The organism is Thalassospira profundimaris (assembly GCF_003326675.1).
GTDB lineage: Bacteria > Pseudomonadota > Alphaproteobacteria > Rhodospirillales > Thalassospiraceae > Thalassospira > Thalassospira aquimaris.
The window spans coordinates 358,635-373,560 of record NZ_JPWF01000002.1 but is presented as its reverse complement, the minus strand read 5'-3'; the positions used below and the strand labels follow the sequence as shown (position 1 = coordinate 373,560).

Sequence of the window (14,926 nt, the reverse complement as noted above, 5' to 3'; positions counted from 1 at the left end):
CGGGCGCCAAAAGCTCTGGATGCATTGCACAAGATCTCTACGTGCAGGCATCTTGTTCCGCCACAAAAGGTATGGCGTTGCAGGCATCCCGCACCGCAACGCATTCCGGGACCATATCGTGGCGTTTCACTTGGTTTTGGCAGGCGCGCACAGGCACGTTCCTGCCAGGAAAATGTGGTAGGAGCCCGGTGTCAATGACGCGTTCTGCACCTAAGCGTATCCGTAAACTTTTGGTCGCCAACCGTGGCGAAATCGCGATTCGTGTTTTGCGAGCTGCCAACGAGCTTGGCATTCGCACCGTTGCGATTTTCTCTGACGAGGACCGTTTCGCCCTTCACCGTTTCAAAGCAGATGAAAGCTATGCGGTGGGCAAGGGCAACAAGCCTATTCGCGCCTATCTTGATATCGAGGACATCCTTCGCATTGCACGTGATGCTGATGTCGATGCGATCCATCCCGGATACGGTTTCCTGTCTGAAAACCCAGAATTTGCCGATGCCTGTGCCGAGGCCGGAATTCAGTTTATCGGTCCGAATTCCGATGTGATGCGGGTCCTTGGTAACAAGGTCGCTGCGCGCAATTTGGCCGAAAGTGCCGGTGTGCCGGTGATGCCGGCATCAAGTGCACTTCCCGAAGATATGAAGGAAGTCACCCGCATTGCCGAGGCAATCGGCTATCCGCTGATGCTTAAGGCAAGCTGGGGCGGTGGCGGACGCGGGATGCGTGTCATTGAAAATGGCAAAGACCTTGCCAATCAGGTACTGGCCGCCCGCCGCGAAGCCGAGGCCGCCTTTGGCAATGGTGAAGTTTATTTTGAAAAACTGATCCGTCGTGCACGCCATGTTGAAGTTCAGCTGCTTGGCGATACGCACGGTACACTGGTTCACCTGTATGAACGTGATTGTTCCGTTCAGCGCCGTAACCAGAAGGTCGTCGAACGTGCACCGGCTCCGTATCTGAATGATGATCAGCGTCAGGAAATCTGTGACGCGGCAATCCGGCTTGGAACAGCGGCAAATTACGTTAATGCCGGTACGGTCGAATTCCTGATGGATGTTGATACATCCAAATTCTATTTCATCGAAGTCAACCCGCGCATTCAGGTCGAGCATACCGTTACCGAATGTGTGACCGGCTTTGATCTGGTCAAGGCGCAAATCCTGATTGCCCAGGGTGGCCGCATCGGTTTCCCGTCAGAAACCGGTATTCCGTGGCAGGACAAGATCAAACTGCGTGACCATGCACTTCAGTGTCGTATCACGACGGAAAACCCGGAAAACAACTTTGTCCCCGATTACGGGATCATCAAGGTTTATCGCGGGGCCAACGGTTTTGGTATTCGTCTGGATGGTGGCACGGCCTATTCCGGTGCAGTGATCACGCCGTTCTATGACAGTATGCTTGAAAAGGTCACCGCATGGGGCAGTACCCCGCGCGAGGCCGTGGATCGCATGGACCGTGCATTACGCGAGTTTCGTATTCGCGGTGTTGCCACCAACCTGGCCTTCCTTGAAAACCTGATCAACCACCCGAAATTCCGGGCGGGTGAATATACCACGCGCTTCATTGACGAAACGCCGGACCTGTTCAAATTCGTGCGCCGTCGTGACCGTGCAACCCGTTTGCTGCGCTTCATTGGCGAGGTTGCCGTCAATGGCAACCCGGAAGTCGAAGGCCGCGTTGTTCCAAGCAATCTGCATGATCCGGTCATGCCGAAATCCATCGATCTTGGCGAAATCCGTCCCGGTACTAAGCAAAAGCTTGATCAACTGGGGCCAGAGGGTTTCTCGCGCTGGATGAAGGATCAGGAACGTGTCCTGATGACCGATACGACCATGCGTGATGCGCATCAGTCGCTGATTGCGACGCGTATGCGGACGTTCGATATGCTCGAAATTGCGCCTTATTATGCGCATGGTCTGCCGGAACTGTTTTCGCTGGAATGCTGGGGCGGGGCGACGTTTGATGTTGCCATGCGCTTCCTGAAAGAAGATCCGTGGGATCGTCTGGTTAAGCTGCGCGAACGGGTTCCGAACATTCTGACCCAGATGTTGCTGCGTGCGTCAAACGCGGTCGGCTATACGAACTATCCCGACAATGCGGTGGATTATTTCGTCAAGCAGGCGGCCGAACATGGCATGGATGTGTTCCGTGTCTTTGACTCGTTAAACTGGGTCGAAAACATGAAAGTCGCGATGGAATCGGTTCTTAAAACCGACAAGCTTTGCGAAGCGACCATTTGTTATACCGGCGATATCTATGACAAGAGCCGCCCGAAATATAACCTTGATTACTATGTGAATATGGCGCGCGAGCTTGAAAAATCAGGTGCGCATATTCTGGGTCTCAAGGATATGGCGGGCGTCTTGCGTCCGGCGGCGGCGACCGAACTGGTCAAGGCGCTTAAAGATACGGTCAATATTCCGATCCATTTCCATACCCACGATACCAGCGGCATTTCGGCGGCAACCGTGATTGCCGCGATTGATGCCGGTGTCGATGCGGTTGATGCGGCGATGGATTCAATGTCGGGCCTAACGTCGCAGCCAAGTCTTGGTTCGATTGCCAATAACTATATCGGTCAGCCCCGTGATCCGGGCCTCAAGACCGAGGCACTTAAGGAAGTCTCGACCTATTGGGAGCAAATCCGTCGTTACTATGCCGGATTTGAAAGCGACATTCGCAGCGGCACGTCCGATGTCTATGTCCATGAAATGCCGGGCGGCCAATATACCAACCTGCGCCAGCAGGCCCGTGCCTTGGGGATTGAAGATCGCTGGCCGGAAGTTTCCAAGTCCTATGCCGCGGTCAACAAGATGTTTGGCGATGTCGTCAAGGTGACGCCAAGCTCCAAGGTTGTTGGCGATATGGCACTGATGATGGTGACATCGGGCTTGTCCGAGGAAGACGTCCAGGATCCCAAAAAGGACATCGCCTTCCCCGACAGCGTGATTTCGTTCTTCCGTGGTGAAATCGGTCAGCCGGTTGGCGGCTTCCCGCCCGCCCTGCAGCGCAAGGTGCTTAAAGGTGCCGAAGCTCTGACAGATCGTCCGGGCAAATCATTGCCGCCGATTGATTTCGAGGCCACCCGCAAGGAAATCGAAAAGAAAACACATCGCAATATCAGCGACGCCGAAGTTGCATCCTATGTGATGTATCCCAAGGTGTTCCTTGATTATGCCGAACATCGCAGTCACCACGCCGATGTTTCCGTTCTGCCAACCCCGGTCTTCTTCTATGGGATGAACCAGAACCAGGAAATCTCGGTCGATCTGGAAAAGGGTAAAACCCTTGTTATCCGGTATCTGGCGACGTCGGAATTCGGTGATGAAGAAGGCCATCGCACGGTATTCTTCGAATTGAACGGCCAGCCCCGTACGGTCAAGGTTGCCGACAAGACTTTGGCGGCGTCGGGCAAGGCAAAACCAAAGGCCGAAGATGGCAACAAGCTGCATGTTGCAGCCCCGATGCCGGGTCTTGTGGTCGAGGTGCATGTTGCCGAAGGCCAGAAAATCAAAGCCGGTGATGTGATGTGTTCGCTTGAAGCGATGAAAATGGAAACCGCGGTTCACGCGGAAAAGGACGGTGTGGTGGCCAAAATCCACGCACCTGCCGGTACACAGGTCGACAGCAAGGACTTGCTGGTCGAATTGAAGGAGTAACCATCGATGCTTAGGATGCCTGAGCCGAACCAAAACACACTTGCACGTCGCAAGGACATTATTGCTGCCATGCGCGACATTGTTCCCGCAATTGGTGGCGTAATTGTCGATGAGGATCAGCTCAGGCCCTATGAGTGCGACGGATTGATGGCCTATCGCCAGCTTCCGATGATTGTGGTCCTGCCCGAAAATACCGGGCAGGTCGCAGCCATTCTGAAATATTGTCATACAAATAAAATCCGCGTGGTTCCGCGGGGTGCGGGCACCGGTCTTTCGGGCGGGGCACTGCCAATGGCGGACGCGATTACCATTAGTATGATGAAATTCAACCGCGTGCTTGAAATTGACTGGGACAACCGGGCGGCTGTCGTGCAGCCCGGTGTCACCAATCTTGGCATCACGCGTGCGGTCGAGCACAAAGGTTTCTATTACGCGCCGGACCCGTCCAGCCAGATTGCCTGTTCAATCGGTGGCAATATTGCCGAGAATTCCGGCGGCGTGCATTCCCTGAAATATGGGCTGACGACCAACAATGTTCTTGGGCTTGAGATGGTCACAATCGAGGGCGAAGTACTTCGCATCGGTGGCAAGGGGCTTGATCAGACCGGATATGACCTTTTGGGGGTGATTACCGGCTCCGAAGGATTGCTGGGCATCGTTACCGAAGTTACGGTCCGCATTCTGCGCAAACCCGAAACGGCGCGTGCGCTTCTTTTGGGCTTCAACAGCAGCGAAGAAGGTGGCAATTGCGTTGCCAAAATCATTGCGGACGGGATTATCCCCGGCGGACTTGAAATGATGGATGCCCCGGCGATCAAGGCGACCGAGGATTTTGTTCATGCCGGTTATCCGCTTGATGTCGAAGCCCTGTTGCTGGTTGAGCTGGATGGTCCCAAGGTGGAGGTCGACTATCTGATCGAGCAGGTCGGGGCCATCGCCAAGGCATGTGGCGCGGTCTATTCGCGCATTTCCGAAAGTGAAGAAGAAAGACTTCTGTTCTGGTCGGGGCGCAAGAACGCCTTTCCCGCAATCGGGCGTATTTCGCCTGACTATATGTGCATGGATGGCACCATCCCGCGTGCCCGCCTTGCCGAAGTTCTGACCGGGATGCAGGTGCTTTCGCAACGTCACGGATTGCGTGTGGCCAATGTGTTCCATGCCGGGGACGGCAATTTGCACCCGCTGATCATGTTTGATGCCAACCAGCCCGGCGAACTGGAACGGGCCGAGGAATTCGGTGCCGATATCCTGAAACTTTGTGTCGAAGTTGGCGGCGTTCTGTCGGGCGAACATGGCATTGGTGTCGAAAAGCGTGATCTGATGCCGGAAATGTTCACCAAAGATGACATGAAGCATCAGGAGCGCCTGAAACTGGCCTTCGATGAGGACGAGCTTCTCAACCCCGGCAAGGTATTCCCGACCTTGCATGGGTGTGGCGAGTTGAAAACCCTTCATGCCCGCGAAGTTGCCAACAAATTCCCGGATATCCCGCGCTTCTAGGCCCGGGCGAGAGACGACAAGAAAAATCCGGTCATCGGGGCCCACTTCCCGGATGGCACGGATCACGAGAGGAAGAGAGAAATCACAATGGCGGAAGTCATAACCCCAAGCACGCCCGAACAATTGCGCGAGGCGATTGGCTGGGCAGTCGGGACAAACAGCCCGTTGGAAGTTTTCGGGTCAGCAAGTAAGCGGGCCTTTGGTCATGCGGTTGCCGCAGACCATGTTCTGGACTTGTCGAAACTGTCAGGCGTGTTGTTCTACGAACCGGAAGAACTGGTTCTGTCCGTTCGTGCGGGTACATCCCTTGCCGAAATTCAGGCAGTTTTACGTGAAAAGAACCAGCAATTTCATTTTGAGGCCGGAAACTTTCCGGGGCTTCTTGGTGATGGGGGTGCGGAAAATGCAGGGACTATCGGGGGCCTGATTGCAACCAACCTTTCCGGTCCGCGCCGGATCAAGGTCGGGGCGGCACGCGATCATCTGTTGGGGTTTGAGGCAATCAGCGGCCGGGCCGAAGATTTCAAATCCGGTGGGCGGGTGATGAAGAACGTTACGGGTTTTGATCTTTCAAAACTGATGTCGGGTTCATTTGGAACGCTTGGCGTGATGCACACCATCACCATGAAAGTGATGCCATGTGATGAAAAGACCCGGACCGTTCTGATTGCTTGTGATGATATCGAACGTGCCGGTGCGGCCATGACCCGCGCAATGGGCAGTGAAAACGAAGTTTCGGCTGCGGCCTGGTTGGCGGCAAGTGACATCGCCAAGCTGGGCATTGATGTCGCATCTACCATGTCATCCGGTGTTGTCGGACTTCGTGTCGAAGGACCGGCACCGTCGGTTGCCTGGCGCTGCGAAGCATTACGTAAACTGTTGGCGGAATTTGGCACTACCGAGGAATTGCACACGATCAACAGTCATTCATTCTGGAAATCGGTTGCGGATGTGATGCCGTTTTCCGGGGGAACCGGGATTTTGTGGCGGGTCTCGGGTGCGCCCGCATCGGGGGGACGAATTGCCGCAAAACTGGCGGCAGAAACCGGCGGTCAGGTCATGATGGACTGGGCCGGGGCCCAGATATGGCTGCTGCTGCCCGGTGATGATGCCAAGGCCGGTCAGGTACGCCAGATCGCACAATCCGAAGACGCCCAAGCGGTTCTGGTGCGTGCCCCGGCGGACATGCGCGCCGCCGTTCCGGTATTCCATCCGGAAGACGCGGCATTGGCCCGCATCAATCAGAAAATCCGCGATAATTTTGATCCGGCAGGCATCCTTAATCCGGGGCGAACCCGGCCAATTGCAAGTGACGGGGGACACGCATAATGCAGACCAATTTCAGTGCGGCCCGTCTTGCCGATCCGATGATTGCCGAAAGTGAACAGATCCTGCGCAAATGTGTGCATTGCGGGTTCTGTACGGCGACCTGTCCGACCTTTGTGACGCTGGGTGATGAACTTGATAGCCCGCGTGGACGCATTTACCTGATCAAGGACATGCTGGAAAATGACAAACCGGCAACCGATCGAGTGGTAAAGCATCTTGATCGTTGCCTGTCCTGTTTGTCCTGCACAAGCACCTGCCCGTCGGGCGTGGATTACATGCATTTGATCGATAATGCGCGTGCGCATATCGAAAATACCTATCAGCGACCGTTGGGTGACCGGCTGTTGCGCAAATTGCTGGCCTTTGTGGTGCCCAATCCGACCCTGTTCCGTCTGTCGATGATCGGGGCAAAACTCGCATCACCGTTCGCACGACTGATGCCCGGGCGCCTGCGCGGCATGGTGAAAATGGGTGCGCGCCATATGCCGCCGCCGAGCTGGGTTGATAAACCACAGATCATTCCGGCGATTGGTGAACGCAAGGGACGTGTGGCAATCCTGACCGGCTGCGCACAGCAGGTCCTGGAAACAGAGATCAACGAATCGACAGTTCGTCTACTGACCCGCCTTGGTATCGAAGTGGTCGTTGCCCAGGGTGCAGGATGTTGTGGGTCACTTGTCCATCACATGGGCAAGGAAGAGAAATCCCATCATCAGGCCAAAGGCAATATTGATGCCTGGAGTGCCGAAATCGCCGGCGAGGGTCTGGATGCGATTGTCATTACCGCATCTGGTTGCGGCACAACGGTCAAGGATTACGGCCATATGTTGCGTCATGATGCGGCCTATGCCCAAAAGGCAGCCAAGGTTTCAGCCCTTGCCAAGGATATTACCGAATATCTGGCAAGTCTGGATATTGATGGCAGTGTCTTTGCAGATGCCGCCCATGGCGGTCCGCGCGTTGCCTATCACTCGGCCTGTTCGATGCAGCACGGGCAAAAGATCACCCGTCCGCCGCGTGATCTTTTGAAACAGGCCGGTTTTGACGTGGTCGAAATTGCCGAAGGTCATCTGTGCTGTGGGTCGGCCGGTGTCTATAACCTGTTGCAGCCGGAAATCGCGGGCAAGCTTCAGGAACGCAAACGCGGCAATATCCGCGCGACTCAACCCGATCTGGTGGCGACCGGCAATATCGGCTGCATGGTTCAGATCGAAACAGATGATCTGAAAGTCATTCATACAGTGCAGTTGCTTGACTGGGCGGCCGGTGGTCCGGTTCCGGGCAAGCTGAAGGCCGGATTTGGCGAGGCGACCCTGGCGTCATAGCCCAAGACCTTCGTTCTATGTGGACAAAAACACAAAAGACGGCAGATTTCCTGCCGTCTTTTTTATTGTCAGCGATTGAGGATTCACCAGCTTACAGGCTGCTTGCCGGGTTATGGATGTGCGCTGCTGGACTTCGAAGCGCGTCCGTTCTTGCCCGATACCCGACCCAGATACCCGATAAAGTATGGGATCAAACTTCCTTGCCAAGAAGGCTTTGTGCGATGCCTTCGGCAGCGGAACCTTCGGAGCTATCCTCGGAATAAGCAGCGGTTTTGTCGCGAATCCACTCGATGGCTGCGGCGTCATCAATTTCGACCTTCTGGGCAACAAGGGCCAGAATGGCTTCGATGGCCAGAACGTGGGATGCCACATTATTGACGGCAACATGCAGGTCATCGATATGCCGAGAGGCCGCCTCGGACATTTCACCAAGTTCGCCCGACAGCTTCTGGATCAGTTGCTGAATCTCGTCAATCGACGCGTTGCTCATGTTGTTCTCCTGATTATGGCTGCATCAGGGATGATGCAGCCTGTTGCTGTCCCTGTCTTTCACAGTTGCGTGGAATGACCCGGATGTAAAGGGGCGGGGGGATAAATCCGCAATGGGTCTATGGGACCGCCGCCACAGTTCGGCAGGGACCAGTATATGTGACAGTTTTTGTTACAGTCCGTCGCAATCAGGTCGTTTCAGCCTGAAAACAGGATGAAATTCCCCTTTTTCGGACAAGGGCGAAAATCATCTAATGATTTGAAAAATAATCATAAAGCACCGCGTTTTTACTGCTCTGATACGTTGTCACATAACGTTAACAAAAGCGACACAATACCGTAAGCACCCAGCGGTAGAGTCCGCCTCGCAGATCGTTGCACCGTTCCGAAGTGGAACAACCATTGGGGAATATACCATGAAGAAGACTCTTGCTGTTGCGGCGCTGATGAGCGTTGCCTTTGCTGGCGCTGCCCAGGCACGTGACCAGATTCGTATCGTTGGTTCGTCCACCGTTTTCCCGTTTGCAACCGCAGTTGCAGAAGAATTCGGTAAAACCACCTCTTTCAAAACGCCGGTTATTGAATCAACCGGTTCTGGCGGTGGTCTGAAGCTGTTCTGCGCCGGTGTTGGCGAACAGCATCCGGACATCACCAACGCTTCGCGTCGCATCAAGAAGTCGGAAGTTGAAACTTGCGCAAAGAACGGCATTGCCGAAGTTACCGAAGTTAAAGTCGGTTACGATGGTATCGTTCTGTCGAACTCGAACGAAGCACCGGAAATCGATCTGACCAAAGAACAGATCTTCCTGGCACTGGCGAAAACCGTTCCTTCCAAAGACGGCAACTCGCTGGTTGATAACTTCTACACCACCTGGTCGGAAATCGATCCGAGCCTGCCGAACATCAAAATCGAAGTTCTTGGCCCGCCCCCGACCTCCGGTACCCGTGATGCCTTCACCGAGCTGGTACTCGAAGAAGCTTGCAACTCGTTCCCGGCTATCAAAGCACTTAAAGACTCCAACAAAGATCAGCACAAAGCTGTCTGCGCTGGCGTTCGTGAAGACGGTGCCTATGTTGAAGCTGGCGAGAACGACAACCTGATCGTTCAGAAACTCGAAGCAAACCACGATGCACTTGGCATCTTCGGTTTCTCCTTCCTTGACCAGAATGGTGACAAGCTTCAGGGCTCGAAAATCGAAGGCGTTTCGCCGACCTTCGAAGCGATCTCTGCTGGTGAGTATCCGGTTTCCCGTTCGCTTTACTTCTACGTAAAGAACGCACACGTCGGCACCATCCCGGGCATGAAAGAATACCTGGCTGAGTTCACCTCGGAAAAAGCTTTCGGTGACGAAGGTTACCTTGCTGACCGTGGCCTCATCCCGATGGATGCAGCTGAGCGCGAAGCAGTTCGCAATGCTGCGACCAACCTTGCTCCGCTGAGCATGTAACGCGATCTTTCAACCGATGGCGGCGAATGCTGCCATCGGTTTCTTTGTTTCCTTGCTTGATTTATTTATTGTTTTTGTCCTATTGGCCTCTCATCTGATTCCTACAGGCTCACCTGACAAACGGATTTAGCGGAATGTCCCTGTCTTTCCTGTTGCTCGCGGTTGCGGCACTTTGTGCTTTGTCCTTCTATTTCGGACGCCAGCGGGCCGTGGCCCTTTCGGGTGGACGGTACAGTAACCTCCATTCTCTTCCGGCTCATTACGGGACCTATGTGGCCCTGTGGTGCGGCCTGCCTGCATTGTTGCTGTTGCTTGTCTGGCATTCGCTTCAGGGATCGATCATCCAAGCGATGATCATTTCCGAACTGCCTGCCGAAATTACCGGTGATGCCGGACAACTGTCACTTGCGCTGAACAGTATTTCGCTGATCGCAGCCGGTAACGGACAGCACCTGAATGTTGTGCCCGAAGTTATCGATGCTGGACAGCGTCTGGCGAATTTGCAGACCATTGCCAATGCGGCGATGATTGTCGTGATGCTGAGCGGTTCGGTTCTGGGCGTATCTCTTTCCTATCGCAAAATCTCGGCGGAACTGCGCGCACGTAATAATGTCGAACGCATTTTCCGCTGGATGATGATTGCCTGTTCGGCCATCGCGATCCTGTCGACGGTTGGTATTGTCTTTTCGCTTCTGTTCGAAGCACTACACTTCTTTAGCAAGATCAGCCCGGTTGAATTCCTGTTTGGTCTTGAATGGAGCCCGCAAACCGCAATCCGTGCAGACCAGGTTGCATCGGAAGGCGCGTTTGGTGCGATCCCGCTGTTTGTCGGTACGCTTCTGATCACCATCATTGCGATGTGTGTTGCGGTTCCTGTCGGTTTGTTCTCGGCCATTTATATGGGCGAATATGCATCACCGAAATTCCGTGCGGTTGCCAAACCTGCACTGGAAATTCTGGCCGGTGTTCCGACAGTTGTTTACGGCTTCTTTGCGGCCCTGACCGTTGCGCCGTTCCTGCGCAATAACGGTGCGGTGCTTGGTCTTGATGTCAGTTCCGAAAGTGCGCTGGCTGCGGGCCTGGTCATGGGCGTAATGATCATCCCGTTCGTATCGTCGCTGTCTGATGACGTGATGTCGCAGGTGCCGAAATCCCTGCGTGACGGTTCGTACGGTTTGGGGGCTACCAAATCCGAAACCATCCGCCACGTGATTTTCCCGGCAGCATTGCCCGGTATCGTCGGTGCGGTTCTTTTGGCGGTGTCGCGTGCGATTGGTGAAACCATGATCGTGGTGATGGCGGCTGGTCTTGCTGCCAACATGACGGTTAACCCGCTTCAGGCCGTGACCACCGTGACTGTTCAAATCGTAACCCTTCTGGTGGGTGACCAGGAATTTGACAGTGCGAAAACCCTATCGGCCTTTGCGTTGGGGCTGGTTCTTTTCCTTGTCACCTTGGGCTTGAACGTATTTGCCCTTAAGGTAGTTCAGAAGTATCGCGAGAAATATGACTGATATGGCATCCCTCATGGAAGATAGAGCCGCAGCAAAGGTGATCTCGGACAAGGTGCAGAAGCCCGTTGATTGGGACAGCCCGAAGATCGCACGTAACATCAAAAAACGTTACGCCGCTGAACGTCGTTTCAAAATCTATGGACTGAGCGCAATCGGTGTTGCGCTTCTGGCCCTGTTTGTTCTGGCATTCTCGATTGGCTCCAAGGGCTATACCGCGTTTTTCCAGACTTATGTTCAGCTTGAAATCAATTTTGATCCGGCCGAGATCGATCCGAATGGCACGGGGGATCCCGCAGTTATCGGCAAGGCCAATTTCGATGACCTGATCAAAAAGGCGTTGCTTGCACGTTTCCCGGACGTCACGGACCGTCGCGACAAACGCGACCTGTATGGCGTTGTTTCGGGCGGGGCGTCCTATGACTTGCGTGAACGTGTCATGGAAAACCCGAACCTGATTGGTCAGACGCGCAAGATCTGGCTGATTTCGGGTGACGATTTCGACATGCTCAACAAGGGCTATATCGATGCCAATGTTGATGAAGGCAGCCGTCGCCTGAATGACAAGGAAATCGGCTGGTATGACGCGCTGGTCAGTGACGGCGCGGTGGAAAAGAAATTCCATTCACGCTTCTTTACCAGTGGTGATTCCCGCGAACCGGAACTTGCCGGGATTTGGGGGGCTGCGGTCGGGTCATTCTATACCCTGCTTGTTACCCTGTTCCTGTCCTTCCCGATTGGTGTCCTGGCCGCGGTTTATCTGGAAGAATTCGCACCGAAGAACCGGTTCACGACGATTGTCGAGGTTAATATCAACAACCTTGCCGCTGTTCCGTCGATTGTGTTCGGTCTGCTCGGTCTTGAGGTTTATCTCAATGTCATGCATCTGCCGCGTTCGGCCCCGGTTGTTGGTGGTTTGACGCTGGCTCTGATGACCTTGCCGACGATCATCATTGCATCGCGTGCAGCGATCAAGGCGGTTCCGCCTTCAATCCGTCAGGCTGCCCTTGGTCTTGGCGCATCCCCGGTTCAGACAGTGACCCACCATGTGTTGCCGCTGGCAATGCCAGGCATCCTGACCGGTACGATCATCGGTATGGCGCAGGCCCTTGGTGAAACTGCCCCGCTTCTGATGATCGGGATGGTGGCCTTCATCGTTGATATTCCGGGTGGTGCACTTGATCCGGCGACAGTTCTGCCGGTCCAGATCTATCTGTGGGCAGACAGCCCGGAACGTGCCTTTGTCGAGAAAACCTCGGCGGCGATTATGGTGTTGCTGGCCTTCCTGATCCTGATGAATGGACTGGCTGTGTATCTGCGCAAAAAATTTGAACGGAAGTGGTAAAATGGCTGCTGTATCCCAGAGCGCAATGACGGCAGAGCCGTCGGTCGCAAGCCCGAAAATGACGGCCCGTGACCTTAATCTTTTCTATAGCGATAACCAGGCGCTGTTTGACGTCAATCTTGATATCGTTGAACGCCAGGTAACCGCGCTGATCGGTCCGTCCGGTTGTGGCAAGTCAACCTTCCTGCGGTGCCTGAACCGCATGAATGATACGATTGACGGTGTGACTATCAATGGCAAGGTGACGCTTGATAACCGCGATATCTATGACAAGCATATCGACGTTGTTCAGTTGCGTGCACGCATCGGCATGGTGTTCCAGAAACCGAACCCGTTCCCTAAATCGATCTATGACAATGTGGCCTATGGCCCACGTATTCATGGTCTGGTCAATTCGCGTGACGAGCTTGATGAAATCGTCATGACCTCGCTTGAACGGGCTGGTCTTCTTAAAGAAGTCAAAGACCGTCTTCAGTCCCCGGCGACCGGCCTTTCCGGTGGCCAGCAGCAGCGTCTTTGCATAGCGCGTGCGGTTGCTGTCAGCCCGGAAGTCATTCTGATGGACGAGCCGTGCTCGGCACTGGATCCGATTGCCACGGCAAAGGTTGAAGAGCTGATTGACGAGCTGCGTTCGAACTACACGATCGTGATCGTGACGCACTCCATGCAGCAGGCCGCCCGTGTATCGCAGCGGACCGCATTCTTCCACCTTGGCAAGCTGGTAGAAGTTGGTGAAACCGATCAGATCTTCACCAACCCGAAAGACGAGCGCACCAAGGGTTATATTACCGGTCGTTTCGGTTAAGCCGACGGCACGAGGAGAACGCATAAATGGCTGACGACAAAACTCATATCGTAAGTTCGTTCGACGAAGAATTGACCCGTCTGAACAACATTATCTCGCAGATGGGCGGGCTTGCAGAAAGTCAGCTGATCTCTGCGATCCGCTCGATTGTAAAGCGCGATTCCGAACTGGCCGAGAAAGTCATCCTTTCGGATCAGCGCATCGACGTACTTGAACAGGAAGTTCAGGATTTCGCGGTTCGTCTTCTGGCCCTGCGCCAGCCGATGGCCGATGACCTGCGTCAGGTCGTTACGGCCCTGAAACTGTCGAATGATCTGGAACGTATTGGGGATCTTGCGAAAAACATTGCCAAGCGCGCCCAGGTTTTGAACCAGATCCCGCCGATCCGTCCGGTTCAGGTGATCCCGAATATGGGCAAACTGGCCCAGGAAATCATCAAGGACGTTCTGGATGCCTATATCGAAGGCGACGCGGAAAAGGCCGAACGGGTCTGGGCACGCGATCAGGAAGTCGACGATATGTACAATTCGCTGTTCCGCGAATTGCTGACCTACATGATGGAAGATCCGCGCAACATCACGGCATCGACCCATATGCTGTTCATCGCCAAGAACATCGAACGTATTGGCGATCACGCAACCAATATCGCCGAGACGATCTATTACCGGATCAAAGGCGAAGACCTGCCGGCAATTGACCGGCCAAAAAACGACGCAGCAAACTTTGCTGTTGTCGAACCGAATGACTGACACTGGAGCATAGGAAGATGGACCCAACGGTTCTTATCGTCGAGGACGAAGCTGCAATCGTAACCATGTTGCGCTACAACCTCGAACGCGAGGGGATGCAGGTAGTCGAAGCCGGTGACGGTGACGAAGCGTTGAAAATCCTTGCTGAAACGCATGTTGATCTTGTCCTTCTGGACTGGATGCTGCCGGTGATGTCGGGGATCGAGGTTTGCCGTCAGATCCGTCGTAAACCGGAAAGCCGCGATTTGCCGGTGATCATGGTGACAGCACGTGGCGAAGAAGGCGATCGTATCCGCGGTCTTGATACCGGTGCCGATGATTATGTGACCAAGCCGTTTGCGATTGGCGAATTGCTGGCGCGAATTCGTGCGTTGCTGCGTCGATCTGGCCCGGCGCAACCACAAGGGCAGTTGGTCTATTCCGATATCGAAATGGATCTTGCCGCCCACCGTGTCAGCCGCAATGGCAAGGCCATCCATCTTGGACCGACCGAATTCCGTCTTCTGCGCTATTTCCTTGAACATCCGGGACGTGTTTTCTCCCGCGAGCAGCTTTTGAATGCTGTTTGGGGACCGAACATTTATGTCGAAACCCGTACGGTTGATGTCCATATCCGTCGCTTGCGCAAGGCATTGAACGACGTCAAGGGTACCCGCGACATCATTCGTACCGTGCGCGCAGCCGGTTATGCGCTTGATTCCGAAACGGCGGCCTGATCCGACCAAGGATAGTTTGCCGGATCTCAGATAAACAAAACCCCCGT

General features: G+C 54.5%; 11 protein-coding genes. 10 read left to right on the top strand and 1 reads right to left on the bottom strand.

All coding sequences use genetic code 11. The annotated features are described in order from the left end of the window. Positions 1 to 194 precede the first annotated feature (194 nt). The 4 genes from pyc to glcF all read left to right on the top strand — a co-directional run bounded on the left by pyc (position 195) and on the right by glcF (position 7,816). Positions 195 to 3,662, top strand: a complete 3,468-nt coding sequence (gene pyc / locus TH19_RS04335) for a pyruvate carboxylase (RefSeq protein ID WP_114101096.1) — start codon at positions 195 to 197, stop codon at positions 3,660 to 3,662. Positions 3,663 to 3,677: 15 nt separating this feature from the next. After that, positions 3,678 to 5,162 (top strand): FAD-linked oxidase C-terminal domain-containing protein, encoded by a 1,485-nt coding sequence (locus TH19_RS04330; RefSeq protein WP_114101095.1) that lies wholly within the window; start codon positions 3,678 to 3,680, stop codon positions 5,160 to 5,162. Positions 5,163 to 5,249: 87 nt separating this feature from the next. Next, complete coding sequence (locus tag TH19_RS04325; protein ID WP_114101094.1) at positions 5,250 to 6,491, top strand: FAD-binding protein; 1,242 nt, start codon at positions 5,250 to 5,252, stop codon at positions 6,489 to 6,491. Continuing rightward, positions 6,491 to 7,816, top strand: a complete 1,326-nt coding sequence (glcF, locus tag TH19_RS04320; protein WP_114101093.1) for a glycolate oxidase subunit GlcF — start codon at positions 6,491 to 6,493, stop codon at positions 7,814 to 7,816. The genes TH19_RS04325 and glcF overlap by 1 nt, the downstream gene beginning before the upstream one ends. Positions 7,817 to 8,006: 190 nt before the next feature. Here the strand turns inward: glcF and TH19_RS04315 are convergent, their stop codons facing one another. Next, on the bottom strand, positions 8,007 to 8,306 hold the full coding sequence (locus TH19_RS04315) for a hypothetical protein (protein WP_114101092.1): 300 nt from the start codon (positions 8,304 to 8,306) through the stop codon (positions 8,007 to 8,009). A gap of 415 nt (positions 8,307 to 8,721) precedes the next feature. Here TH19_RS04315 and TH19_RS04310 point away from each other — a divergent pair, with 415 nt between their 5' ends. The 6 genes from TH19_RS04310 to phoB all read left to right on the top strand — a co-directional run bounded on the left by TH19_RS04310 (position 8,722) and on the right by phoB (position 14,879). After that, on the top strand, positions 8,722 to 9,753 hold the full coding sequence (locus tag TH19_RS04310) for a PstS family phosphate ABC transporter substrate-binding protein (RefSeq protein WP_114101091.1): 1,032 nt from the start codon (positions 8,722 to 8,724) through the stop codon (positions 9,751 to 9,753). Between the two features lie 134 nt (positions 9,754 to 9,887). Next, complete coding sequence (gene pstC, locus TH19_RS04305; protein ID WP_114101090.1) at positions 9,888 to 11,267, top strand: phosphate ABC transporter permease subunit PstC; 1,380 nt, start codon at positions 9,888 to 9,890, stop codon at positions 11,265 to 11,267. Next, positions 11,260 to 12,609: a phosphate ABC transporter permease PstA gene (gene pstA, locus TH19_RS04300; protein WP_114101089.1), complete on the top strand. Its 1,350-nt coding sequence runs from the start codon at positions 11,260 to 11,262 to the stop codon at positions 12,607 to 12,609. The genes pstC and pstA overlap by 8 nt, the downstream gene beginning before the upstream one ends. 1 nt (position 12,610) lies before the next feature. Beyond that, entirely contained in the window at positions 12,611 to 13,414 is an 804-nt protein-coding gene (gene pstB, locus TH19_RS04295) for a phosphate ABC transporter ATP-binding protein PstB (RefSeq protein WP_181846305.1), read from the top strand. Between the two features lie 26 nt (positions 13,415 to 13,440). Continuing rightward, a complete protein-coding gene (gene phoU, locus TH19_RS04290) occupies positions 13,441 to 14,163 on the top strand; it encodes a phosphate signaling complex protein PhoU (RefSeq protein WP_114101088.1) in 723 nt (240 codons plus the stop codon). A gap of 17 nt (positions 14,164 to 14,180) precedes the next feature. Next, entirely contained in the window at positions 14,181 to 14,879 is a 699-nt protein-coding gene (gene phoB / locus TH19_RS04285; RefSeq protein ID WP_101245355.1) for a phosphate regulon transcriptional regulator PhoB, read from the top strand. The last annotated feature ends 47 nt before the right edge of the window (positions 14,880 to 14,926 follow it).

Coding starts and splice junctions, on each gene's coding strand:
- pstA (WP_114101089.1), top strand. CDS start 11,260: ATGACTGATATGGCATCCCTCATGGAAGATAGAGCCGCAGCAAAGGTG.
- phoU (WP_114101088.1), top strand. CDS start 13,441: ATGGCTGACGACAAAACTCATATCGTAAGTTCGTTCGACGAAGAATTG.
- pyc (WP_114101096.1), top strand. CDS start 195: ATGACGCGTTCTGCACCTAAGCGTATCCGTAAACTTTTGGTCGCCAAC.
- glcF (WP_114101093.1), top strand. CDS start 6,491: ATGCAGACCAATTTCAGTGCGGCCCGTCTTGCCGATCCGATGATTGCC.
- TH19_RS04310 (WP_114101091.1), top strand. CDS start 8,722: ATGAAGAAGACTCTTGCTGTTGCGGCGCTGATGAGCGTTGCCTTTGCT.
- pstB (WP_181846305.1), top strand. CDS start 12,611: ATGGCTGCTGTATCCCAGAGCGCAATGACGGCAGAGCCGTCGGTCGCA.
- pstC (WP_114101090.1), top strand. CDS start 9,888: ATGTCCCTGTCTTTCCTGTTGCTCGCGGTTGCGGCACTTTGTGCTTTG.
- phoB (WP_101245355.1), top strand. CDS start 14,181: ATGGACCCAACGGTTCTTATCGTCGAGGACGAAGCTGCAATCGTAACC.
- TH19_RS04325 (WP_114101094.1), top strand. CDS start 5,250: ATGGCGGAAGTCATAACCCCAAGCACGCCCGAACAATTGCGCGAGGCG.
- TH19_RS04315 (WP_114101092.1), bottom strand. CDS start 8,306: ATGAGCAACGCGTCGATTGACGAGATTCAGCAACTGATCCAGAAGCTG.
- TH19_RS04330 (WP_114101095.1), top strand. CDS start 3,678: ATGCCTGAGCCGAACCAAAACACACTTGCACGTCGCAAGGACATTATT.